The sequence below is a fragment of the Deinococcus radiophilus genome (assembly GCF_020889625.1).
GTDB lineage: Bacteria > Deinococcota > Deinococci > Deinococcales > Deinococcaceae > Deinococcus > Deinococcus radiophilus.
Genome location: NZ_CP086380.1, coordinates 1,448,552 through 1,471,583, shown reverse-complemented (window position 1 = coordinate 1,471,583; position 23,032 = coordinate 1,448,552). Strand labels below are relative to the sequence as shown.

General features: G+C 61.5%; 26 protein-coding genes. 10 read left to right on the top strand and 16 right to left on the bottom strand.

Annotated elements, in window-relative coordinates:
• The gene (locus tag LMT64_RS07480) at positions 1–936 is read right to left on the bottom strand and encodes a DMT family transporter (RefSeq protein ID WP_126351257.1); all 936 of its coding nucleotides are present in this window, start codon (positions 934–936) and stop codon (positions 1–3) included.
• Between the two features lie 116 nt (positions 937–1,052).
• Here LMT64_RS07480 and LMT64_RS07475 point away from each other — a divergent pair, with 116 nt between their 5' ends.
• The gene (locus tag LMT64_RS07475; RefSeq protein WP_126351258.1) at positions 1,053–1,721 is read left to right on the top strand and encodes an SRPBCC family protein; all 669 of its coding nucleotides are present in this window, start codon (positions 1,053–1,055) and stop codon (positions 1,719–1,721) included.
• Positions 1,722–1,782: 61 nt separating this feature from the next.
• Here LMT64_RS07475 and LMT64_RS07470 read toward each other — a convergent pair whose 3' ends face one another.
• Both LMT64_RS07470 and LMT64_RS07465 read right to left on the bottom strand, forming a co-directional pair.
• Positions 1,783–2,244, bottom strand: coding sequence for a hypothetical protein (locus LMT64_RS07470; protein WP_126351259.1), 462 nt, complete (start codon positions 2,242–2,244; stop codon positions 1,783–1,785).
• A 46-nt stretch (positions 2,245–2,290) separates the two neighbouring features.
• Entirely contained in the window at positions 2,291–2,596 is a 306-nt protein-coding gene (locus LMT64_RS07465; protein ID WP_126351260.1) for a hypothetical protein, read from the bottom strand.
• Positions 2,597–2,655: 59 nt separating this feature from the next.
• Here LMT64_RS07465 and LMT64_RS07460 point away from each other — a divergent pair, with 59 nt between their 5' ends.
• Positions 2,656–3,729: a pyridoxal phosphate-dependent aminotransferase gene (locus LMT64_RS07460; RefSeq protein WP_126351261.1), complete on the top strand. Its 1,074-nt coding sequence runs from the start codon at positions 2,656–2,658 to the stop codon at positions 3,727–3,729.
• Between the two features lie 43 nt (positions 3,730–3,772).
• Entirely contained in the window at positions 3,773–4,105 is a 333-nt protein-coding gene (locus LMT64_RS07455; RefSeq protein ID WP_229253122.1) for a YkgJ family cysteine cluster protein, read from the top strand.
• 11 nt (positions 4,106–4,116) lie between these two features.
• Here LMT64_RS07455 and LMT64_RS07450 read toward each other — a convergent pair whose 3' ends face one another.
• Complete coding sequence (locus tag LMT64_RS07450) at positions 4,117–4,551, bottom strand: DUF4352 domain-containing protein (RefSeq protein WP_126351262.1); 435 nt, start codon at positions 4,549–4,551, stop codon at positions 4,117–4,119.
• Positions 4,552–4,745: 194 nt separating this feature from the next.
• Here LMT64_RS07450 and LMT64_RS07445 point away from each other — a divergent pair, with 194 nt between their 5' ends.
• Positions 4,746–5,729: an IS4 family transposase gene (locus LMT64_RS07445; protein ID WP_126353712.1), complete on the top strand. Its 984-nt coding sequence runs from the start codon at positions 4,746–4,748 to the stop codon at positions 5,727–5,729.
• Positions 5,730–5,898: 169 nt separating this feature from the next.
• On the opposite strand, the gene LMT64_RS07440 is transcribed toward LMT64_RS07445, so the two are convergent.
• Entirely contained in the window at positions 5,899–6,906 is a 1,008-nt protein-coding gene (locus tag LMT64_RS07440) for a transposase (protein ID WP_229253121.1), read from the bottom strand.
• A gap of 363 nt (positions 6,907–7,269) precedes the next feature.
• On the opposite strand from LMT64_RS07440, the gene prfB reads away from it, so the two are divergent.
• Together prfB and LMT64_RS07430 are read left to right on the top strand one after the other, a co-directional pair.
• A protein-coding gene (prfB, locus tag LMT64_RS07435) for a peptide chain release factor 2 (RefSeq protein ID WP_126353674.1) occupies positions 7,270–8,368 on the top strand; the annotation gives its coding sequence in 2 pieces (ribosomal slippage) (positions 7,270–7,314 and positions 7,316–8,368; 1,098 coding nt in all).
• A gap of 126 nt (positions 8,369–8,494) precedes the next feature.
• Complete coding sequence (locus LMT64_RS07430) at positions 8,495–9,466, top strand: serine/threonine-protein kinase (RefSeq protein WP_126353672.1); 972 nt, start codon at positions 8,495–8,497, stop codon at positions 9,464–9,466.
• Positions 9,467–9,499: 33 nt separating this feature from the next.
• Here LMT64_RS07430 and LMT64_RS07425 read toward each other — a convergent pair whose 3' ends face one another.
• From LMT64_RS07425 to LMT64_RS07415, 3 genes are all read right to left on the bottom strand, one after another.
• Positions 9,500–10,504 carry an IS630 family transposase gene (locus tag LMT64_RS07425; RefSeq protein WP_229253120.1) on the bottom strand — a complete coding sequence of 335 codons (1,005 nt, stop codon included), beginning with the start codon at positions 10,502–10,504 and terminating at the stop codon, positions 9,500–9,502.
• Between the two features lie 187 nt (positions 10,505–10,691).
• Positions 10,692–11,705 (bottom strand): 4Fe-4S binding protein, encoded by a 1,014-nt coding sequence (locus tag LMT64_RS07420; RefSeq protein ID WP_126352489.1) that lies wholly within the window; start codon positions 11,703–11,705, stop codon positions 10,692–10,694.
• Positions 11,705–12,646, bottom strand: coding sequence for an alpha/beta fold hydrolase (locus LMT64_RS07415; RefSeq protein WP_126352488.1), 942 nt, complete (start codon positions 12,644–12,646; stop codon positions 11,705–11,707). Before LMT64_RS07415 ends, LMT64_RS07420 begins: the two co-directional genes overlap by 1 nt.
• A 179-nt stretch (positions 12,647–12,825) precedes the next feature.
• Here LMT64_RS07415 and LMT64_RS07410 point away from each other — a divergent pair, with 179 nt between their 5' ends.
• Positions 12,826–13,695 carry a hypothetical protein gene (locus tag LMT64_RS07410; RefSeq protein ID WP_126352487.1) on the top strand — a complete coding sequence of 290 codons (870 nt, stop codon included), beginning with the start codon at positions 12,826–12,828 and terminating at the stop codon, positions 13,693–13,695.
• Between the two features lie 87 nt (positions 13,696–13,782).
• Here the strand turns inward: LMT64_RS07410 and LMT64_RS07405 are convergent, their stop codons facing one another.
• The 6 genes from LMT64_RS07405 to LMT64_RS07380 all read right to left on the bottom strand — a co-directional run bounded on the left by LMT64_RS07405 (position 13,783) and on the right by LMT64_RS07380 (position 18,144).
• A complete protein-coding gene (locus LMT64_RS07405) occupies positions 13,783–14,412 on the bottom strand; it encodes an aromatic amino acid transport family protein (protein WP_267869782.1) in 630 nt (209 codons plus the stop codon).
• Complete coding sequence (locus LMT64_RS07400; protein ID WP_229253119.1) at positions 14,409–15,248, bottom strand: integrase core domain-containing protein; 840 nt, start codon at positions 15,246–15,248, stop codon at positions 14,409–14,411. The genes LMT64_RS07405 and LMT64_RS07400 overlap by 4 nt, the downstream gene beginning before the upstream one ends.
• A 32-nt stretch (positions 15,249–15,280) precedes the next feature.
• Positions 15,281–15,568 (bottom strand): transposase, encoded by a 288-nt coding sequence (locus LMT64_RS07395; RefSeq protein WP_126352484.1) that lies wholly within the window; start codon positions 15,566–15,568, stop codon positions 15,281–15,283.
• A 66-nt stretch (positions 15,569–15,634) separates the two neighbouring features.
• A complete protein-coding gene (locus LMT64_RS07390) occupies positions 15,635–16,249 on the bottom strand; it encodes an aromatic amino acid transport family protein (RefSeq protein WP_126352483.1) in 615 nt (204 codons plus the stop codon).
• A gap of 46 nt (positions 16,250–16,295) precedes the next feature.
• On the bottom strand, positions 16,296–17,195 hold the full coding sequence (locus LMT64_RS07385; RefSeq protein ID WP_126352482.1) for an ABC transporter permease: 900 nt from the start codon (positions 17,193–17,195) through the stop codon (positions 16,296–16,298).
• Positions 17,188–18,144, bottom strand: coding sequence for an ABC transporter ATP-binding protein (locus LMT64_RS07380; protein WP_126352481.1), 957 nt, complete (start codon positions 18,142–18,144; stop codon positions 17,188–17,190). Before LMT64_RS07380 ends, LMT64_RS07385 begins: the two co-directional genes overlap by 8 nt.
• Positions 18,145–18,217: 73 nt before the next feature.
• Here LMT64_RS07380 and LMT64_RS07375 point away from each other — a divergent pair, with 73 nt between their 5' ends.
• Complete coding sequence (locus tag LMT64_RS07375) at positions 18,218–18,646, top strand: peptidase associated/transthyretin-like domain-containing protein (RefSeq protein ID WP_229253118.1); 429 nt, start codon at positions 18,218–18,220, stop codon at positions 18,644–18,646.
• A gap of 92 nt (positions 18,647–18,738) precedes the next feature.
• Positions 18,739–19,623, top strand: coding sequence for a glutaminyl-peptide cyclotransferase (locus LMT64_RS07370; RefSeq protein ID WP_229253117.1), 885 nt, complete (start codon positions 18,739–18,741; stop codon positions 19,621–19,623).
• Positions 19,624–19,629: 6 nt separating this feature from the next.
• Here LMT64_RS07370 and tmk read toward each other — a convergent pair whose 3' ends face one another.
• A complete protein-coding gene (gene tmk / locus LMT64_RS07365) occupies positions 19,630–20,268 on the bottom strand; it encodes a dTMP kinase (RefSeq protein ID WP_126352479.1) in 639 nt (212 codons plus the stop codon).
• Positions 20,268–21,071, bottom strand: a complete 804-nt coding sequence (locus LMT64_RS07360; RefSeq protein WP_229253116.1) for a Nif3-like dinuclear metal center hexameric protein — start codon at positions 21,069–21,071, stop codon at positions 20,268–20,270. The genes tmk and LMT64_RS07360 overlap by 1 nt, the downstream gene beginning before the upstream one ends.
• Before the next feature lie 136 nt (positions 21,072–21,207).
• On the opposite strand from LMT64_RS07360, the gene pstS reads away from it, so the two are divergent.
• On the top strand, positions 21,208–22,236 hold the full coding sequence (pstS, locus tag LMT64_RS07355) for a phosphate ABC transporter substrate-binding protein PstS (RefSeq protein ID WP_126352477.1): 1,029 nt from the start codon (positions 21,208–21,210) through the stop codon (positions 22,234–22,236).
• Positions 22,237–23,032 lie beyond the last annotated feature (796 nt).

Sequence of the window (23,032 nt, the reverse complement as noted above, 5' to 3'; positions counted from 1 at the left end):
TCAGGGCTGTTTAGGCGCAGGCCGCCGCCCCAGCGTGTTGACCAGCACCACGCCGCCCAGTGCGATGGCCCCGCCCACTAGGGTCAGGCGGGTCGGCAGTTCGCCCAGCCACAGGTAGGCGATGACTGACGCGAGCACCGGAGTCAGGTACATCAGGTTGGTGCAGGCGGCGGCCCCCACCCGCGAGATGGCGTAGCTCCAGGTCAGGTAGGCCAGCGCCGCTGGAAACAGCCCGATATACAGCACGGTCAGGTGGGCTTGCCAGGGCGCAGTGGGCAGCTCGCGCAGCAGCTCCGGTGCAAAGATCAGCATCGGCAAGGTGCCGGCGATCAGGCTCCAGACCGTGAACTGCAGTGGCCGGACCTGGGCCAGCAGCGGTCGTTGCAGCACAAAGTACAGTGCACTGGCCAGTGCCGAGGCCAGGACCAGCAGCGCCCCCGCTGTGAAGTTCATGTCCTGCCCGCGTCCCAGCACGATCAGCATGACCCCGCCCAGGCTGATCAGGCTGCCCAGCCATCCCAGCGGACTGAGGCGCTCCTGACCCAGGCCCAGTGAAAGGAGCGCGGTCATGATCGGCACAGTCGCGATAATCAGGCTGGCGGTTCCAGCAGGTACGCTGACCTGACCGTAGTTCAGCAGCAGGTGGTAGCCCGTGATCCCGATCAGGCTGACCCCAGTCACCGGCAGCAGCAGCCGGAGAGGTGGGGGCGGAATTCGGGCCACCAGGGCGTACAGCCCCAGGGCCAAGCTGGCAAATGTGAAGCGGTACAGCGCCAGTGGCCCAGGACCGAACTCGGTGAGGCTGGCGCGCACACCTGCAAAGGCAGAGGCCCAGAACAGGATGGTGATCAGTGCAGCGGCCAAGGACCAGGTGTCCCACCGCCCTACGGTCGCGGGTGGTGCGGTGCGGGGAACAGCGTGTCGTGTAGGACGCATGGTGTGGCCACTATAGGCTTCGCTGCACACGCTATTAAGCAGATGTTGGGGCAAGCTTCACCCGGTGCGCTGCTGGGCGCACATACATTACAGTGATACGAACGGAGGAAACGAATATGACCAAAGAGACGAGTAAGACTGATTTCTCGGAGATTGACCAGAACCGTCTACTGAGCGGCGCTGCGGGTGGCGCCCTGCTGATGCTGGGTCTGGGACGCCGTGGCGTGCTGGGCATGGGTATGGCTGCAGTGGGCGGCTACTTGGCGTATAAGGCTGCAACCGGCTCTGATCCGGTGATGGAAGTGGCGGGCCTGGGCAGCAGCAGTGCCGCTGCCAAGCCGATTTTCGTAGAGCATTCGGTCGTCATTGACCGCCCTGCCCAGGATGTGTATGGCTACTGGCGCCGGCTGGAAAACCTGCCCCAGATCATGAGCCACCTCGAAAGCGTGACCGAGCTGGACAGTCGCCGCAGCCGCTGGGTGGCCAAAGCCCCACTGGGCACCAATGTGGAGTGGGAAGCCGAAATTGTGAACGACAAGCCCGGTGAGCGTATTGGCTGGCACTCGCTGCCCGGCGCGACTGTGGATAACGCGGGAAGCGTGCAGTTTGAGAGCATGCCGGGTGGCGGCACCCGCGTCCACGTGGCCCTGAGCTACCGCCCACCCGCCGGTGTCCTGGGCGCCGCTGTCGCCAAGCTGTTCGGCGAAGAACCCAGCCAGCAGATTGCAGAAGATCTGCAGCGCTTCAAGGCCGCCTTCGAGGGCGGTACCGCGCCTAAGAACTGAGCTGAATAGGATTAAAAAAGCGCCCCTCTGCGGGGCGTTTTTGGTTTGTCCTATGGATGAGTTACCAGACGAAGTTCACGTTGCTGAACTTGGTTCCTGAAACGGCACGCAGTCCCTCTACCCGGTTCCAGCCTCGCTTCAGGCCAGTCAAGCGGTTCAGGGCATTTTCCTGTTGGACATGGATGAAGGTCACACCATCGGTGCGCGGCTCACCCGAGTCGTAGGCCCGGTTGTTGTTACCGTCAACAAATGCAAAGACTTCAATGGCCCCATCGGCGTTGAGCTGGGGCAGTTCGGCTGTATAGCGAGTCTGATCCAGGTTGATGGCGATCTGATTGGGGTTGGCGGCGACAAATCCTGCAGCGCTGATACCCCGCATGCCGATGCGAGTCGCGCCCTCCCGGGGGGCAGTGCCGGTGACCGTGCCGGAGACGCTGGGAAGGTTAGGATTGGGCAGACCCAGCTGGTCACAGGAAGCCAGGGTAAGTGGGGCAGCGGCCAGCAGGAACAGGGCTTTTTTCATAGGGCCAGTCTAGCCTTGGCAAGAATAAGAAAATCATGAGAACTGCTTAGGAGTATGAGAGGAGTGTCTCATCTGCCTCAACCACCGTCAGACTGCGGAGCGTTTGACCCTGATGCCAGCCATATTGCGGATCACGCAGGCCCAGCACTTCGGCGGCGGCACGAGCCGTGGCCTGGTCTGGCTCGTGACCGTCACCCAGGCAGAACAGCAAGAACTTACGGCCCCCTGGCGCGATGCGGATAAACAGGTCCTCGCCCAGTTCGATCTGCTGGGTGCGGCCAGTCCGTGCAGCGCGGGCCTGACCATCTCTCAGGGCCGTTCGGACATTGACAGTGACGGTTTCGTGCGCCATATGTGCGGCAGGCTAGCATGGGTCCGGCTCACCCACAGGCGGAGTGATAAAACAAAGACATGACCAAGCCCTCGCCGCTCGCCAGCGTCCGCCAGAGCGTGCAAAACGTCGCTGCCTACCCCTACACGCCCAGTCAGGCCCGCATCAAACTGGATCAGAACGAAAGCCCCTACGACTTTCCGGCGGACCTCAAGCGGCTGGCGCTGGAACGTATGGCCGAGCAACCCTGGCAGCGGTACACCGATCTGAACACATCGTCGCTGCGTCAGGGCATTGCTCGGCTGGAGGATTGGGACACGGACGGTGTGGTGGTCAGCTCCGGCAGCAACGTGATGATCAAAGTGCTCACCGAACTGGCTGGCATCGGGCAGACGGTTCTGACCACTGATCCGACTTTTTCGGTGTACCCCTTAGAAAGCGGCTTGCTGGGGGCCAACTTGGTCAAGGTGCCGGTAAATGCTGACCTGTCGCTGCCGCTAAAGGCCCTGAAAGCAGAACTACAGACCCGTGGTCCGGGCCTGTTCGTGCTGATTCAGCCGCAGGCACCGACTGGACATCTGGACGATCCGGCAACGGTGCGGGAACTGGTCGAAGTGGCAGCGGGGGAGGGCTGGCTGACTGTCATTGATGAGGCCTACCACCAGTTTGCCGGCAGTGATTACCGTGAGCTGGTCCGTGAGTGTCCGGGCGTGTTGAGCCTGCGAACCTTTTCCAAGGCCTGGGGCCTGGCGGGCCTGCGCCTGGGCTACGCACTGGCCCAACCCGAGCTGGCGGCGCAGATCCGCAAGCTGGTGCCAGCCTTCTCGATCAATGTGCTGACCCAGACGGCGCTGGAAGTGGCACTGGAACATCCTGACTACGTCATCCAGCGCACCCAGGAAGCCATCAGCGAGCGGGCACGGATGCTGGCCGCGCTGACCGGGCACCCCCACTGGAAAGTCTGGCCCAGCCGGACCAACTTTTTCCTGCTACAAAGCGGGGACGTGGCGTCCACCTTCCGGTATCTGGAGGAGCGGGACGTGGTGGTGCGGCTCCAAAAAGGACTGCCCGTCCTGGGTGATTGCCTGCGGGTCAGCGTGGGCACGCCAGAGGAGAACGATGCTTTTCTGGCCGCTGCTGCCGAAGCTCGCTGAGCGTTACGGAGCTGCCGGGTGGCCTTGCCCTAAAGTGACTCCCATGTCGCCTGACCAGACCGAATCCAGAGGCGAGCCAGTGCCACTCGGTTATTCGCCTCGCTCGGCCTGGCCGCGAACGGGGCGCGTCTGCACCGCTTGCGGGGCCTGCTGCACGGCGCCAGACATTGCCGCACTGGTCAAGCCGCTGGGTCAGCCGTGCGTGCATCTGGGCGCAGACTGCCTGTGCGGTATCTACGCCGAGCGACCTAGCATTTGCCGCAGCTATAGCCCTGACTGGGTCTGCGGCGAGGTGGCCCTGCTGCCCACACTGGAAGAGCGCTCGGCGCGGTTTCTGGAGATTTATGGGCTCATTAATATAAAAACCAAACCCTAAATTCAGATTAATTATTGTGCAAACTCCGTCACTAAACGCTGGCCATTAGTGAACTGGATTTGAAACTGCATGTTTTCTGACTGGTCACTTGGGACGCGGAAAGCGTAGCGTCCTGTACGATTCAACCCTGGTGCAATTTGTCCATCTATCAGCTGATCACCCGCTTGGATGCTCAAAATTGTATCTGCATCAATCAAGCCACCATTTTCAAGGATAATTTGTGGCTGATCCAGCATAGAGGAATAGCTTTGGGTCTCGTTCGTAGTGTTCTTCAAGGTAAAGTCAATAATGATAAATGTTTCACCATCGTCTGCATTTTCACCGTACTCACCGCCTACATTGCTCGTTGCATTCCAACTAACGTTGCTGACATTCCATACCCCGATACTCTGGCTGCCATCTGCTTCTAACGTAGCGTCCTCAGTAGGTGACAACTTCAGTTTCACATTGTCCTAGACGGCAAAAACCAACAGTCGGCCCCATCAAGCTTGATGGGGCCGACTGTTCACGGTTTCCTGAGAGTGTGAAAACAACAGAATCCGCCGCCCAGCAGGCTACCGTACTGACCCGCCACTTCAAAGCACACGCGAGTCACCTCCGCATTGACACCCTTCAGCGGCTGATCGATGTGCTTCTGGCGATGATTGCCGCGAGGAGCATCAATCATCACGACCTGAGTCCTCACATGCCCGGTATCAGCACGCCGCAAGCCAAGAAAAGAAGGGCGGACCGAACCTTCCGGGATGAGCAGCTGGACATGGACTTTTTCATCGCTCTGCTCGTCGTCCATCTTCCACCGGGGAAGGTGTTGCTGAGTCTGGACCGCACCAACTGGGAGCATGGGGAAACGCCCATCAATTTTCTGGTGCTTGGAGCCGTGGTTCATGGCTTCACCCTGCCCCTGATTTGGGTTCCTCTTGATGAGTCTGGGAACAGCCATACCTATGCCCGTATGTGGCTGGTATTGAAGCTCCTCCGCGTCTTGCCAGCGAAACGCTGGCAAGGCCTGGTGGCTGACCGTGAGTTCATCGGTGCGGAGTGGTTCCGTTTTCTCCGTCGTCAAGGCATCAAGCGGGCGATCCGCATTCGGCACAGCGACATGCTGGACGACACGAATGGGAAGGAATGGTTTAAGCACGTCCAGCACGGTCATTTCCATGAAATCGACGAAAAGGTGTTCGTGTTTGGCGAACTCATGCGGGTGGTCGCGACGAGGTCATCCACAGGTGACCTCGTCATCATTGCCACAGATTTCAGCGCTCGGAAGACCTGGAAGCTGTACAAGCAGCGCTGGTCAATCGAGTGCACCTTCAGCAGCTTCAAGATGCGAGGCTTCGACCTGGAGCGGACTGGGATGACGGAAAGGAGCCGTCTACAGCGGCTCTTTGGCCTGGTGACACTGGCCTGGGTGTTCTGCTTGCGCCTGGGGGTCTGGCTGGGCCAGACCCAGCCCATCCCCGTTCTCAAGCATGGTCGTAGAGCGGTCAGTCTGGTGCGGCACGGTGCTCAGCATCTCGTGGATGCCTTACGGTGGAAACCCAAACAGTTCATGGCTGTCCTAGACCTGTTGACCCAGCCCTTTTGCCCACCAGGAGCGCCTTTAGACGAAGTTGTCACCTACTGAGCGTAGCGTCGCCTGAATCAAGTGTGTCTGCTTGTACTGGAGAAGCTTCCGATGTGGGGACAGTTGCAGGCTCGCTTTGTGTGGTCGTTGCTACTGTCTCAGAAGTGCTTGAGTCAGGGAGAAGTGAACCAATTACACCTAGCAGGACCAATCCTCCCAACCCATAAACTCATAACTTGCACCTTGCGTAGCTGAGCGAATAGCCGTGCTGGAGAAGAAATTCTCGTTCTTTTTGGAGCTGACTCAGAAGATGGTTGAGCCTGACTACGGGGAACAGGGTGTAGAGGGCCAGGCGTGCTGCCTCTTTCAAGGTCATCCCTTCTGAGCGATGCAGCATGGTCAGGGTGAAGGCCAGAAAGACCATCAGAATCCAGCGGTCCAGACCCCTGGCAGTTCGCAGCGCGAACTGCGCCAACCCAAACTGGTGCTTACCTTCCTTGAAAAAGGATTCCACCCCCCAGCGATGCGCACCCTCAGCAACGATCTCGTCCCCCTCCAACAGTTCAGACGACACCGCGAAGAATTCACGGTCCCCACGGTCTACTCTCCCCAGAGACAGCGTTTCCAGAGACCAGTTGGCAAGGTTGACATAGCCTCCATGCGGACAGTCCGCCACCGTCACCCGCCCAGGATGGTCCGTGCGCCGGTTGCTCCTCACACCCACCACAAACTCGAAATCGAGGTGCCGCACGCCTTCCAGTAGGTCGAGCGCCAGAGTGACGGGCGTGCTGGTGTGCTTGCCCTGGTACACCCGGTAGGAAATGGAGAACTGAAGTGCCCCATATTCGGCAAACAAGGCGACCAGATGGATACCGTGCCTGCCATTGTAGACGCTGACATAGGGCAGCTGAGTCCCCACCTTTTCCAACGTGGTCAGATCCACACTGAGCCGCAACCGAGGTCGGCGTTTGGAGTGAGCTACGTCCAACAAAATGCGCCACTGGATGTCCTGCATTTCGTCCCAGCAACGGTCTGAATCCCAGTCATAGACGTTGAAGAAGCGACTCAGTGCACTGGGGCTGGCTCCTTCAGCTTGGCTGAATTTGATCTTCTGGCCTGGACTGTGGAAAAGGTGCAGCGAAGCCTCCAGGCTTCGCCGTTGGTACAGCGTCTCTGGAATGTCCAGAATCCGCTGTGAGAGAATATGGGCGCGCTCCCCTGAAACCTGTTTGTGCACACTTCCAGATGTTCAGCTCTGGGAGCGCTTTTTGTCTACGTATTCAGGTGCAAGTTCTGAGATAAAGGAACCATCTACCACAGCCGCCCTGCTTTTTGGGCTGAGGCTGGTTTTTCGCTGTTTGTTCAGCACGTACCTGGGCACGGTAGTTCTCTTCGGCTTCAATTCGAGCCTTAGTCTCGTTATCAATATTGCTCATTGCACTTCCAGATTAGATCTGGAGGAACGAATTGGCTGTCAAATTTGAGGAACCGTCATCCATTTTCCCCTAAGCCGTATACTGAACTTTGGTCTGCCGCAGACTCAAGCTGCGGCGCAAGGAGTGACCCCCGCCAGAACCGGGGCGACAAAGGAGTGAGCGCCATGCAAGAACTGCAAGAAAAACTGGCGTCCCTCCGGGAGTATCTTTGACATTCCCGGCAAGGAACGCCGCCTGAACGAATTGGATCATTTTCTGGCCGACCCGGACCTGTGGAACGACCAGGCCCGTGCCCGCGCCATCAACCAAGAAGCAACCAGTGTCCGCGGTGTGGTGGAGAAATACCGCAGCCTCCGCTCGGACCTGGACGGCCTGAGCGAGATGCTGGAACTGGCCGAAAGCGACGAGGAGCGCGAGCTGCTGGCCGAGGAGCAGAGTGGCATCCAGGCCCGTGTAGACGACCTGTACCGCGAGACGCTGTTTACCATGAAGCACGCCGATACCCCCGCCATCGTGCGGGTCAAGGGCGGTGCGGGCGGCACCGAGGCGCAGGACTGGGCCGGGATGTTGGCCCGGATGTACATGCGCTGGGCCGAGCGCCGGGGCTTCAAGGTGGATATTCTCGACGAGCAGCCGGGTGATCAGGCCGGGTATCAGTCCATCGAATTCATCATTCGGGGCGAGAAGGCCTACGGCATGATGAGCGCGGAGCACGGGGTTCACCGCCTGGTGCGCGTCTCGCCGTTTGATTCCAACAACCGCCGCCAGACTTCGTTTGCCAGTGTGGACGTGGTTCCCGAAGTGCCCGAAGAGGAAATCGACATTCACATTCCCGATTCGGACCTACGCCGTGACGTGTTTCGCTCGCAGGGTTCGGGCGGGCAGGGGGTGAACACCACCGACTCGGCGGTGCGGCTGACCCACTTGCCTACCGGCATCGCGGTGGCCTGTCAGATTACGCGTTCGCAAATCAAGAACCACGAACTGGCGCTGCAAATTCTCAAGCAGCGACTGTACGACATTGAAATGCGTAAGCGTGAAGAAGAAGCCCTGGCGGCGCGTGGGCAGCAAGCGAACGTGGAGTGGGGCAGCCAGATGCGCTCTTACGTGCTGGACAAGCAGTACATTAAAGACCACCGCTCTGGCCTGATGCAGTACAACCCGGATGACGTGCTGGACGGCGAACTGGAAGACCTGATGTGGGCAGGTCTGGAATGGAAAGCCGGCAAGCGCGTGGCCGAAGACGGCGGCGACGACGACTGACGCCAGCAGCCAGGGTCGGCGCGGTGAGCGGCTCATCCCTCGCCGCGCCGCCACCTTTATCTGGCGTCGTTTGGCCATTTGTGCGTGACTGGTCAGCGGAGATTGTTAGACTAACTCCGTAGCGTGATGAGTAACCCCCCCACCATTTCCGGATACCGCATTACACGGCCACTGGGCCGGGGAGCCACAGCACGGGTTTATCTGGCTGATGACCGCCAGGGGCGTCAGGTGGCGCTGAAGGTCCTGTTGCCTGAGGATGAACGCCAGGAATATCCCGACGCTGCCGGAATGTTCGCCAATGAGGTCCGTATGACCATGCAGCTCACGCACGACCATCTGGTGCGCGGCTATGGGGGGCAGGGATTCGATGAGGGAGCGTATCTGGCGCTGGAGTATTTTCCCCAGGGGGCCTTGGATAGCCTGGTCCAGCCAGGTCGGCCCCTCCCGCCTGAGCAGGCAGCCAGGATTCTGCGGGGAGTGGCCGAGGGCCTGGACTATATGCACCGCCAGGGCGCAGTGCATCAGGATGTCAAGGCGCAGAACATTTACCTGGATGGCGACCGTGCCGTACTGGCCGATCTGGGCTGTTCCTACATGATGGGGCAGGGGGGCCGGGTGGGCGGGAGTCCGTTTTACATGGCGCCCGAAATCTACCGGGGCGAAGAGGCAACAGCCGCCAGCGACGTGTATTCGCTGGGGGTGCTGGCCTACGAAGTGCTGGCGGGCCAACGCCCCTTTGAGGGTGACGATTACAACGAACTGATGGCCCAGCACCTCAATGCGATGCCGCCTTCCCTGGCACATTTGGCTCCAGAGCTGCCACGCCTGGTGGCCCGCACCCTGCAACAAGCCCTGGCCAAGAATCCTGACGACCGTCCCGACTTACTTGAGGTGATGGCTGCGCTGAATGAATGGTTGGGCGCTGATGTTGAGGTAGGCGCACGGCCCGAACCTGCTGCGCCGAGTGGCCCAGTGCTGGGCCGTCATGCTGCGCCGCAGCATGAAGCCTCAGCGCCAGTACTGACCGAACCTGAGTCTGAAACGGATGCCGCGCCGGGCCTGCTGGCACGTTGGAATCCATTTCGCAAAAAAGGGTGAACCCTGTAGGTCGTAGGGTCTGGGAACGGCTACTTATTGATAACGGCGTAAGTTGGCGTCCATAAGCTGACGGGGCAGGTGAATATAGCGGACCCGCTGCCAGGCGGTGACAAGCCTCTTTTTCAGCGCTCTTATGGAGTGGGCACAAAAGTTCCCCAACACATTGCGCTTGACGTAGGCCCACACCAACTCGATCGGGTTCAACTCTGGAGCATACGGAGGCAGAAAGATCAGAGAGAGGCGTTCGTGGGAACCCACGAACGCCTGGGTTACTTTCGCGTGATGAATTCTCGCATTGTCCAGCACCACGACGATGTTCCCCTGAACTTGGCGCAGGATGTGCCCAAAGAATCGTATGACTTCTCTACTCCGGATCGCTCCGGATATTGTGTGCTGGAAGAATCGTCCATCTGAAGTGATCGCCCCAATCGTTGAAAGCTTCTCCCAGTTTGCTCTGAGCTTGACCAGGGGCGTGACGCCCCTCACCCCCCATGTCCGTCGCTGGACTCCTTTCAGAGAGAATCCGACTTCATCCAGATAGATGATTGTGGCTCCCTCAGCGACCTTTTTTTCCAACTCCGGCAGCACCTGTTCCCGCCAGGATGCGATCCGAAGTTCGTTCCGCTCAGCGGCCCGCCCATCTGGCATCTGTGGGCTGAAACCCAACTTGCGCAGGATTTTGCGGACGTGATCATGGTGGTACCACACATCAAAGTGCCGCCCGATGAGCTCTGCCACACGTTTTGTCGTCCAGGTTTCGTCAGGAAACCCATGCTGCAGAGCACCCTCCTGCAGGAGGGTGCGAAGCTGGTCGTGCTGAGACTCAGTCAGTCGAGCAGGACGACCAGAGCTGACCGTCGCTTGCAAGCTTCCCTTCTTTCTGAGCCGAGCACTCCAAGAAGTCACCGTGAGCACGGAGACGCCAAAGTGAGCAGCGATTTCGCGGTGTGTGTGGCTGCCTTGCTGCAGCCACTCGGTAGCAGCCAGGCGCCGCTCCTCAAGTTGGGCACGAGAATATTGGTTCGGTTGCCATTCCATGGTCCCTGGAGTTTAGCAGCGCATACTTGCGCCGCTATCAATAGTAATCCAGTACGGCGTAATGCTGTTGTAAGTGAACCAACTATTGCTTGGCAAACCCACAGGGGCCTGTCGGCCTTGCCCTACACTTCTCCTGGCATCAAGGTGGCGGCCAGCAGCCAGAGGAACATTCGCTGAGGCCTGCTCCTCAGCGCATTTTCTCGAACAGGATCAGGGGCGCTTCCAGGGCAGAAGCTTGCCAGTGGTTCTGGCGGTGCATGGCGCGGGGTGGGCAACTGTCCACACAGGCCATACAGCCCGTACAGGCGCTCAGGTCCAGGGTGAGGTGCAGGGTTCCTGCGGCGTCGTGGGTGCGGGTAATCGCTTCGGTCGGGCAGACGTTAGAGCAGACCGGGCAGTCCATACAGCTGTCGTCCACCAGCGGGGCAGGCCAGTACACCGCGCTACCGGGCGGAGGAGTGGGCTGCAGACTGGCCTTGCGCCAGCGCCATTCCTCGGGGGTGCGCTGTTCCGGTTCGCTCCAGTCCACGAACGGCAAAGGACGTTCAGGAATCAGACCCACCAGCTCGCGCCGGCCACTGCTGACCAGTTGCCCCAAGGCGCCCCGGCGGGTGACGCGCTGCGCCCGCTCGGCATCCTGGGCTTCGGCGCGGCGGACTGTCACCTGGGCCGGTTGCCCAGTGGCCGCCCTGAGCCGCTCTGCATCCTGCACCACGCGGTGCAGACGCTGCGGGACCGACGCTGCTCCCACCGGGCAGGCCGCGCAGTCGCCGTGAAGTAGGGTCAGCGGTACCTGCCAGGCCCCCGCCGCTGAGAGGAGTGCCGGAGTCACGCGGCCCAGGCAGGTCACGGCTGGTCCACCTGCGCCGCTCTGCGAACAGGTCAGTGTGGCTTCAGAATTCGGGGTGGTGGCCTCTGGCCCGCTGCGCTGCTCGCGGACGCTTCCCAGAGGACCGCTGAGGTCATACTCCAGCGCGCCGCTGGGACAGGTTTGCACACACAGCCCGCAGCCGGTGCAGAGGTCGGGATCAATCGTCACAGCGTTCCCCAGTGGTCCCAGAATGACAGCCTCATGTGGGCAGGCCTGGGCACACAGGTCACATCCACCTATAGCCTGACGCTCACGCAAGCAGCGCTGAGCCGTATAGCGGGGCTCTGGCGTACCCATATCGGCCAGGCGGTCCAGCCACTGTTCCCACATCAGCGCTCACCCGCCTGGCCAAGAGCAGTGGCGTGGCGCACCGTGTCCGCGACCACGTCCGGGTGGGTCCAGTGCAGTTGGTGGCCGCCGTCCAAGAGGTTCAACTCGGCCCCCCAGATGGCCTGTGCCAGTGGCACTGCATGATCCTCGGCAGGGGAGAGACGGTCATGCTGTCCGGCCAGAATCAGCACTGGACAGCGTAGCGCCGCGTAGCCTGGGACCAGTCCTTCCAACTCACGCGAGATGGTGCGGTTTTCCTCGGCCAGGGCCAGCAGTTGGGTGCGCCGCAGCGAGAAGGCCCGCATCATCCTCCGCCAGGCATGGGGCATGGGGACCGGGGCGAAGGCCCGCGAGCCTTCCAGTTCGACCACAGCGTAACCGAGTGGGATCAGCAAAATACGGGTGACCAGCCACTCTAGGGGCGGCCAGGCGACCAGTCGGGCCAGCAAGCGGGTCAGGCCCGGCGCCGGGTAGGCCAGGGGCGAGATCAGCACCAGTGCGCCGACCCGCTCCGGTTGCTGCCGTGCCAGCGCCAACGCAATCGGCGCGCCGTAGGAGTGCCCGACCAGCGTGACCCGTTTCAGGTTAAGTGCGTCCAGTACTTCGGACAGCTGCTGGGCGTTCGCCGCCACGGTCACTTCAGGCCCCGGTGGGGTGTAGCCGTGCCCCAGGCGGTCCGGGGCGATCAAGCGCAGGTCCCCCACCAAACGTTCCCACAGCGGCGAGGTGGGCCAGTCGTGGGTGACGCCATCGCTGCCATGAATCAATACGGTGGGCGGTGCGTTTACAGGACCACCTTCTATCAGGTGTACTTGCCCCGAAGGGAGGTCCAGCAAACGGCCCAGCGGTGGGTGCAGTCGCCGGGTCCGGTGCGGCCAGAGCCTGACGCTGAGAGCGCCCAGTAAAGCTGCACCTAGGATGGAACGGGTCGTCAGGGCCACAGCCTCAGCATAGCGGTCAGAGGCGTTGCGAACGGTAGTTGAATGCGGTGAAAGAGTCGGGCACGCTTGGACACTGTGGCAGCTGTTTCTTAAACAGATAACGTACTGCCCGGTCCTGATCAGGACGTGCTTAAGCTCTTTTCACCCGCTGCCGACCTTGCTGCCCTCAGAATGCCAGCATGACCACTCCTGACCGTCCCGAGCGTGATTCGTTGAGCGCTGAGCAGACTGCTGACACCGTGGCTGACACCGCCGATTGGGCCGCGCCCAGCGATCCCGCAGGCAAGCCGCTGTACGCCGAGGCCAGCGCCGATCAAGGTATGGGCGTAGCAGGCCGCGACCTACCTGCCGAGGGTGAACTGCGCCGTGAAGATACGCTGTCGGCTCCTGTGTACACTGGAGCCGTCAAAACCGTGACCTACTCGGCTGAAACGGGTGGGGTAGAGATTGAAGAAAGTTCCACCGAAAGCCTCAAGGATACCCATGCTGAAGGGGGCCTGCTGGACACCCTGAAAGAGAAGGTCATGAGCGGCACCGAGAAAGTGCGCCAGCGTGGTGGGCAATTGGCTCACAGCGCCAAGCTGCGGCTGGAAGTCTCGCAGTACAGCCGCGACCTTGAAAGCCTGTATACCCGTCTGGGCCGGGCCTATCACCACCGCTCGGCTCCGGAGGTATTGGCATTGATTGAGCAGGAAATCGCGCAGGTCGAGCGTGATATTCAGGTGCGTGAGCGACAGCTCGAAAGTCAGGAAGTCGGTCAGGAACTGCGTGTTCAGCACCTCCAAGCTGAGCGCGAACGGCTGGACCTGAACTTCCCAGACACCACAGTGCCCAGCGCTGCTGACTCGTTTACGGTTGGCGAGCAGCCACCCCGGATCGTGCATGCGCTGGAAACCGAGAAGCGGGACACCTTCTTCGGGCTGGACAAGGGCGGCGTGGAGCACCAAGCGACAGTGGTGGGCGGCAACGCGGCCTTCGACACCCAGATTGAACCGGAAGAGTCGGTACTGACGGTTGATGATCTCGAAGCGGACGAGCGGCGTAGCTGACCGACCATGCCAGCCATGGGCCTGAATGCGAACAGGGAGGCCAAGTCGTCCGGGCCTCCCTGTTCTCTGTATTCAGCCACCAGGCAGTTAGGAAGCAACTGCAGGCAGCCAGCCCGCTTGCACCAGCAGCGGAATCAGGATGATGGCAGCTCCTAGGCCCAGGCTAAGCCAGATGGCGGGTTGTCCACCCAGGCGCGGCGCTGAAGTTGGGTGCTGACGGCGGACCCTGAGCAGCAGCAGACCCGGCAGCAGCACGGTATACAGAACCGCCAGTATGCCTGCATACCCCAGTAATGCCACGAAGCCCTGGGGATACAGTGTGGCGAGCAGGGTAGGGGGGACGAAGGTCAGCAAGCCCAACCAGAGCCACCGGGCCTTCCCGAGCCACCCGCCCAGCACGTCGCGTAGCGAGTGCAGCAACGCCAGACCCACGCCCAGCACCGAAGTGGTAAGCGCCAGTGCCGAGAACACTTGCACTGCTAGACCGAGATTCTGATTGCCAGTGGCCTGGGTCATGACCTGGCTCAGCGCGTCCAGGTCACGGACCTGCATCAATTCTGCCTGCGGAATCAGGCCAAAGATGGCGAACTGCCACAGCAGATAGACCACCAGCGGAATGCCGGTGCCCAGCAGTACGGCGCGCCGCAGCCCTGCCTGGTCACCTTCCAGATACTCGGTGACGCTGGGCATCAGGTAGTGGTACGGAAAATCCTTCAGGCCACGTTCGAAGATTCCGTAGCTTCCAGCAGTTTAACCCAGGGGTAGGCATACCCCAGACTGGAATGTCTCCTTCCAGAGTTGTACCAGTTTTTAAACTTCGTGCTGAACGCACGAAGCTGGGCAATATTCGTCAATTCTTCCCGGAAGACGCCGTCATATTTGAAGGTCCGGTTGAGCCTTTCCAGGATGCCCATTCCTCGCTTCTGTGAGACCTTGGCCCGTACCCAGTTGCCCGGCTCCTGACAGGCCGCCTGGAATGCGCCAGACGTAAAATCTGAGCCACCATCAGTCATGATCAGGAGCTGCTCGTCTATGCCGAGATGGTGCAGCACATGGACTCCTCGTTGCAGCGCGGTGACCGCGCTGCTGGCAGAGAGATTCCGGACCACTTCAATGTGCAGCAGTGCGCGACTTTCTACGTCCAGGACAAGATAAGCCCAGCAGATCCCGTCCGGTAGGCTGAGCCGTGTGGCATCCATCTGAATTCGGCGGCCCGCTGGCCAGAGAACGATAGGCGTAGGGGACACCGGCAGACGGCGCTTCTTTCTGGGGACTGGGCGCTGCACCTTCAACTCCACCATGCAGCGACGAACAGTATGGAGGCCCGGAGCAGGCCGCAGAACATCTTGTTGTAGGGCCTGATAAATCAGACGGTAGCCGCTGAGTGGCTCTTCAAGGGCTTTCAGCCGTACCTCTTCCAGGACGTGCTGACGTCGCTCCGTCCGCTGTGCAGAACGCTCTGCGTTCTGCCGGGCATCGCGCAGGACATGATATGGACGCTCAACCTCAGCCGCAAATTGACTGAGGCTGAGCTTCGGGTGGTCTCTGAGCAACTCCTGATAGCACGCCAGGAGTTCATCTACGCTCAGAGACCCCGGATTTTTTTTGCGATGTAGAGCGACAATTCCTTATCCGCAATGATGGCCTTGAGCTGCTGGACTTCCTTCTTCAGCTTCTTTTGAGCCGCATCCGGCCTGGCTCCCTGGAGGCGGGCACGGCCCGCTTCCAGAAACTGGGCACGCCAGGTGTGAATCAAGCTCTCGCTGACCTCGTATTCACGAGCAGCTTCTGCGATGGTGTGCTCCCCGCTCAGGACAGCCAGAACAATCTGTTCCTTGAGTTCAGGTGACCAAGTTTTGCGCTGTTTTCCCATATCTTCCCTCCAGTGTGCCCCACCCTCCTAAAAAGTGGGGCTGATGTGGAAGGATTTCGCGTACCACTACCTCACGGCGTGAAATCCAAAGGCCGTAAACAGCACCGGAAGCGCCGAAAAATACAGGCCTGGCGTTACGGGGCCGGTCGATAGACGGTCCGGCGCCATCTGGGGCAGCAGCAATGCCATGAGCAGGGCAAAGACCAGCACCATCACCGCAAAAAGTACGCGTGTTAGGCGGTCCACACTGACCGCGCCCAGTAAGACCACCGCCGCTACCGCTAGCGCATACAGCACGCTACCGCCAGCTTCTGCCAGTGGCGACACACCGCTCACCAGCCCACCCCCCGCGCTGATATATGCCGCTGAGATGGCGTACATGAACAGCAGCAACACTGCAGTCACGGACCATTTGCCGGCTGCGCCAAAATAATGACTGGTCAGGCTGGCCAGACCATCGCTGGCGGAGTGGTGACGGTAAATCTCGGCAAATTGCAGCGCCGTGTAGGCCGACAGTGCCCACATGTTGATCAATGCCAGTGCCGTCAGACCAAAGCCCAGGCCAGCGGAAGTGAGTGGCATGGCCAACATGCCCGCGCCGATGGTGGTTCCGGCGATGATAAAAGTGCTGCCCCAGGTGCGGTCGTCCCGGAGCAGCGAGGTGGTGGGTCGGGTGGTCATCGGCCCCCAACTATAGACCACTGGCCGCCCCCCGCGCCGTTCGCCGTTACAGGTCGCGGCGGCTAAAGTGCCACATGGCGGCCAGCACCGCCAGCACCGTGAGGGCTGCGCTCCACAGAATCATGCCGACGCCGACCGGGTCGGTGCCGATAAATGGCAGCGGCGCAGGCGACATGCTCATGGTGGACGTGAATTCTGGATGCTGCAAGAAATAGCTGGCCCCCAGCCACATCTCGTTGGTCGGCATCAGCGTGTTGGCGACGCGGGCCAGGGTCAGCATGGTGGGGCTGTTGACCATGTTCCCGATGGAGTTGAGGATGCCCCCGGCGATGCCTACTCCGTACAGCACGAAGACCCCGATGCCGTTGGCCAGCGTGGTAAAGAGGGTGCTGCCCAGCACCGTCAGCGCCGTAATCAGCAAGATGCCCAGCAGCATCAGCGAGATGGCCGCCAGCGGTGAGGGAGGCAAGAACCCAGTGATCAGGTAGATGCCCGCGAGCATCACCACGCTGACCAGCAGCACGTAGCCGACATTTACCACGCTAAAGCCCAGCCAGCGGCCCATCACCAGTTCGGCGCGGCTGACCGGGCGTGACACCACGCTCTGCACCACCCCGCTTTCGACGTCGGCGCTGACCGACCCCACGGTGCTGAGGACCGCCATGAGTGACCCTAAAAAGGCCACCAGGTACATCCCGAAAATGGTGGCGAAGTTGACCGGAAACAGGGCGCTGCCCAGCTCGCCGGTGACCGGATCCAGGCCGCCGGGCCGAGTCTGAAAATCCAGGTACATGCGGTAGATGCCGTACAGATAAAAGCCCACGAACAGCGCCGTGAGAATCAGCAGCACCGCCACCAGCCGCTTACGCAGCGATTCTTTAAGCGACAGGCCCGCAATCAGGCGCACCTTGCGCGGGTCCAGCGTCAGGTCACTGGCCTTAGGCATGGGCGGCCTCCTGCGCGGCGTGGGCGTGCGAGGCGTCCCCACTTTGTCCCACCAGCTCCAGAAAAATATCTTCCAGTTCTGGGCGCAGCGGGGTCAGTTCGTACAGCGCCGCCCCCAAGTCTCCCAGGCGGTGGGCCAGCTGCGGCAGCTGCTCTTCGCTGCTTAGGCCGATTTCGGCGGTGTTCTCCTGCTGACTGATCAGCGGGCCAAATTCGGTCAGGGCAGCCAGCACGGGCGGCGTCAGTTCATCTACCCGGACCCGCACCCGCAGATCACTGCCCATCACCTCACGCATTGGGCCTTGGCGTAGCACCTCGCCCCCACGCACGAACGCGACCCGGTCACAGACCTGCGCCACCTCCGACAGCAGGTGCGAGTTCAGAAAGATGCTGACCCCCTCTGCGCGCAGGTCCTCGATAATCCGGCGCACCTCCATGCGCCCAATCGGGTCCAGGGCGCTGGTCGGTTCGTCCAGAAAGACCAGTTCGGGCCGCGCCAGCAGCGCCGAGGCCAGCCCGGCGCGCTGCAGCATGCCCTTGGAGTAACCGCCCAGGTTCTCGCCGCCGCGTCCTCCCAGGCCCACCCGCTCCAGCACCTCAGGAATCCGGGTACGCGTCTCTGCACGGCCCAGTCCGGCCAGCTGCGCGTGAAACGTCAGGAATTCATGCCCGGTCATCCAGGTCTGAAAACGGAACTGTTCGGGCAAGAACCCCAGCCGGGCGCGGACTGCCGGATTGTCCGGCGAGCCGCCCAGCACCTGCACTGCGCCGGAAGTGGGCCGCACCAGCCCCAGCAACATCTTGACAGTGGTGCTTTTGCCTGCGCCGTTGGGACCGAGAAAGCCAAAGACTTCGCCGCGCTCTACACGGAGGTCCAGCCCCCGAACGGCCACCTTAGGGCCATACGCTTTGCGGAGCTGCTGGGTCAGGATAACCGGGGGTGCAGTCATGCCCTCAGCATAGGCGTGCTCCCCCAGGCCAATTGTCGCTCCCCACGCGGCCCCGCCTTTATAGTGAGAGGCAATGACCCGGCGGCCTGTACCACGAGTAGAGATGGAGTGGGAGACACCGGCAGTGCTGGCGCCTGCCCCGCACCCCGCGCTGTGGCCGTGGCTGCTGAGTGGACTGGTTTCGCTGGGCTTGCTGGGTGGGTCGCTGTGGCTTTCCAGGGCGCTGAGTGTGCCGAATGCCCCGGCCACTGTGCCCCAATGCTGCCAGCTGACCTACGAGGTGCGCGGCGCAGGCCGTGGTGTGCCGGTGCGTGTCCGGGCCCTGGAAGCGCCGCCGCTGCTCACACTGACGCCTGAGCAGACCACCACTGCGGCACCGGGGACGGTCGCCCTGCCCGGTCCTGGCAAGTACCGTGTGCGCGTGAGCGCTGACGGCTACGCTCCGCAGACGGCGACCGTTCAGGTGCCGAGCGCCGCTCCGGTAGTGCTGGAACTGGAGTAGGGGAGGACGGTTCACGGCTCAGGGCCTTTCCTATAGGTGGGCAGTAGCCGTAGACCCATCCACCCTCACCATCTGCCCCCTACACTGGGGCCATGTCACCCCTTCTGTCCCGCCTGATCTGGACTTCCATGCTGCCGCTGTTGCTGCTGGCCTGTCAGCCGCCTGCCGCGCGGGTGGGAACCACGCCTTCGGCTCCTGCAGCCCAGGCAGACACTTCTCCAGTGCCTGCATCCGCCGAGCCGACTGCTGACGCAACCCCGGCTACGCTGAGCGCCGAGATCGTAGCGCGCCATCCACACGACCCGGCGGCCTTTACCCAGGGGCTGCAGTGGGTAGATGGCCGCTTGCTGGAAAGTACAGGGCAGGTCGGGGAATCGGGCGTGCGCTGGGTCACGCCTGAAACCGGCGAAGTAGAGGTGCACACAGCCACCCCCAATGCCGAAGCCTTCGGTGAGGGGTCCACCTGGTTGAACGGTCAGGTGTACCACATCACTTGGCAAACCGGCGAAGCCTACCGCTTTGACGAGGCGCTGAAATTGCAGGAAACCTACCGCTACCAGGGTGAGGGCTGGGGCCTGACCCAGGACGGCAAGTCGCTGATCATGAGCGACGGCAGTGCCAGCCTGTTCTGGCGCGATCCTGCCACCTTCCGTGTGACGGACACCGTCGGCGTGAGTGATGCGGGCCAGCCCGTGCCGCAGCTGAACGAACTGGAGTGGGCCGAAGGGTCCGTCTGGGCCAATGTCTGGATGCAGGACCGCATCGCTAGAATCGATCCGGAGAGTGGCAAGGTCACCGGCTGGCTGGACGCCTCCGCGTTGGCCGAAGAAGCCCGCCAGCAGGCCGAGAAACAGGGGCGGCCCCTAACCACCGACGACGTGCTGAACGGCATCGCCTATAACCCGGACAGCGGCCACTTTTACCTCACCGGCAAGCGCTGGCCGCTGCTGTTTGAGGTGAAGGTCAGAGGGGAATAACCGGGCTTACTGGGCCAACAGGCCCTCAACTCGTCCCCAGATTGTCTCTTCCAGCTCATCCGCCGGGCGCGTGGCGTCCAGGACCAGCCAGCGCTCCGGCTGCCCGGCGGCCAGCGTGAGAAAACCCTGACGCAGCCGTCCGTGAAAGCCCAAGTCGGCCTGTTCCAGCCTATCTTTCTGGCCACGTACCACTACTCGCTCCAGCCCCAGTGCCGGGTCTAGGTCCAGCAGGACCGTCAGGTTGGGTGTTAGACCGCCAGTCGCTTCGGCCGTCACAGTCTGCAGAAAGTCCATTGGCAGTCCGCGTCCGTAGCCCTGATAGGCCAGTGTGGAGTCGGCGTAGCGGTCGCAAATCACGGCCTCGCCACGGGCCAGTGCCGGGCGCAGCACCTCACGGACCAGCTGAGCGCGGCTGGCCGAGTACAGCAGAAATTCCGCCAGCGGTTCGATGTGCAGCTCAGGGTCTAGGACGGCTGCCCGGATGCGGTCCCCAGCAGACGTGCCACCCGGTTCCTTGGTCACGGTGTGCGGCACATCCAGTGCAGCCAGCCGCGCGACCAGCCTTGCCAGCTGGGTGCTTTTGCCTGCGCCTTCAGGCCCCTCGAAGGTGATGAATGGTAGGTGGTAGTCCCCTCCCTCTGCCATCACAGTCCAGTGGGCTGATGAATAAATTGCCACGGCAACCCGAACTCTTCCTCGATCTTGGCCGCCAGGGCGCGCACACCGAACACTTCGGTTTCGTAGTGGCCGGCAAAGACAGCGTTCAGGCCGTACTCGAAAGCGTCATGGAAGTATTTGTGCTCCGGTTCGCCGGTCAGCAGGGTGTCCAGACCCATCCGCGCCGCTTCGGGAATCAGGCCTGCACCTTCGCCCGAATTGATCCCGATGCGGTGCACGAAGGGATGAGCGCCCGAGTGCACGAGGCAGATTTCGCCGGTGAGTTTCTGGACCCGGTCGGCGAAGTCCTGCAAATCCAGCTCACGCGGCAGGGTGCCCGCCAAGCCGTATTTGCGCCCGCCGTACTCTCCGAAGTCCTCCAGGTCTTCCAGGCCCAGGGCGCGGGCGATCATGGCGTTGTTGCCGACTTCGCGGTGGTGATCAAGCGGCAGGTGCGAGGCGTATAGGTTCAGCCCCGCCTCCATCGCCAAGCGCACACGCTGGCCGTGCGGCCCGCTCAGCGGCAGCGGCTTGCCCCAGAACAGGCCGTGATGCACCAGCAGCAGGTCAGCTCCGGCGTCGGCGGCAGCTTGCAGCGAGCGCAGGCTGGTGTCCACGCTGGCAGCCACGCGGGTCACGGTGTCACGGCCCTCAATTTGCAGGCCATTGAGACTCACATCGTCAAAGGCGTCGGTGTCGAGGTAGTCGTTGAGCCACTGAATCAGTTCGGCGCGGGGGGGCCCTGGGCGGCTCCGGGTCTCGGAGGACGTGGTGTTGGGATTGGCGGTCATGGCAGGCAGTCTAAAGCAGGGGCCAGAGCCCACACCGTGAGCCGACAATGGCCTGGATGAAAGACCGACCCAAAGGCTGACATGAGCATGACGTGAGCTTGACATGAAGCTGACGACTGGCCTTCAGGCTAGGTTCATGAACAAACTGCTGACCGTGGGTTTGACCCTGCTGGCCGCCGCCAGCGCTTCCGCTTCTGCACAGACCATCACTGGCGCTGGTGCATCTTTCCCTTACCCGCTGTACTCCAAGATGTTCGCTGAGTATAAGAAGCAGTCTGGCGTCAGTGTGAACTACCAGTCGGTGGGTTCCGGCGCAGGCCAAAAGCAGATCATCAACCGCACCGTTGACTTTGGGGCCAGCGACAACTTCATGACCAACGCCATGATGGCTCCCGCACCTGCGCCGCTGCTGCACGTGCCCACCGCCATCGGCGCTGTCGTTCCTGCTTTCAACGTTCCCGGTGTGAGCAACCTCAAGCTGACCGGTGACGTCTTGGCTTCGATCTACCTGGGCAACATCAAGACCTGGAACCATGCCCGCATCAAGGAACTGAACCCCGGCGTGACCCTGCCTGGTTTGCCCATCACCGTGGTGCGCCGCTCGGATTCCTCCGGCACCACCTACGTGTTCACGGATTACCTGAGCGGCGTCAACTCCACCTTCGCCAGCCGCGTGGGCCGTGGCAACTCGGTCAAGTGGCCCTGGGGCAGCGCGGCCAAGGGCAACGACGGCGTGGCCGGAGCCGTGAAGAACACCCCCGGTGCACTGGGCTACGTGGAACTGGCCTACGCCAAGCAGAACAAACTGGCCTTCGCTCAGCTGAAAAACAAAGCCGGTAACTGGATCACTGCCGACAACGGCCCCGCTTCGGCTGCCGCTGCTGGTGTGGTGATGCCGGGCGACACCCGTGTCAGCATCGTGAACTCCGCCAACGCCCAGGCCTGGCCCATCTCCAGCTTCACCTACGTCATCTTCTACAAAGAGCAGAAGTACGGGAACCGCACCCAGGCCCAGGGCAAAGCCCTCAAGAGCCTGCTGTGGTGGATGACCCACGACGGCCAGAAGTACAACGAAGGCCTGGACTACGCCAAGCTGCCCGCTGGCGTGATGCCCAAAGTCGAGAAAGTCATCAAAAGCATGACCTACGGCGGCCAAGCCCTGTAATCCCCCTCTCTATTGATTCTCTCCAACAAGAGAGCCCCGACCGGAAAGTGGTGGGGGCTCTCTTTGGCTGGGGCGAGGTTTAGGGCATTGCCGTGCTCCAATTTGGATTCAGCGGCATGGGAGCAGCAGGCTGTGCTGAGCCAGTGCCACGTTGTCCGGGGGCTGGTAAAAAAGTTCCTGTATCCGCGTACCAATCTGAGTTTGCCAGGAGCCTGCGTACTTGAACTTGTACGGAGTGGATAGGGCGCTCCCGCGTTCGCCAGGCCGCACTTCGCTGTAGCTGGCCATGCAAAGCGGAACACGATAGGGGCCGTCAGCACGGGTGGTTCGCGGGTGCAGAGCCGAGTCAAGAAGTTGAATATGGCCCTGCACCGGAAGCACCGGGTCAACAAAGTGCGGTGGTCGCCGTGAATGTTGATCACGTAGGCGTTTTGGTCCGGCGCATCTTCTGTCGGAATGACCCAGGTCTCACTTTTTCCCACCCTGAGGAGGTGGAGGGGTATCGCTAGAGGTATGGGAGCAGTGGTGCCGCAGCCGACCAGCCGCTGCGACAGGCTCAGGAGGGTCGTTTCTCCGAGAAAAAGCGTGGGCGGCATTCTCGGCCAGCCCTGAGCGGTAGGAGTCGGGCCATGTTGGCGTTGTAAAGGCCCATATGACCAGAAGCCCAAGTGGCACTCCCGCTGGTCCCGCAGATGTCTTGAAGCTCCAAGCTGTTTTTCTAGAGCTGTTCCAAGGAATATTTAAACCCTTACAAGATAGGTCAAAAGAGATCTGGACTTACAAAAAACCGTGACCC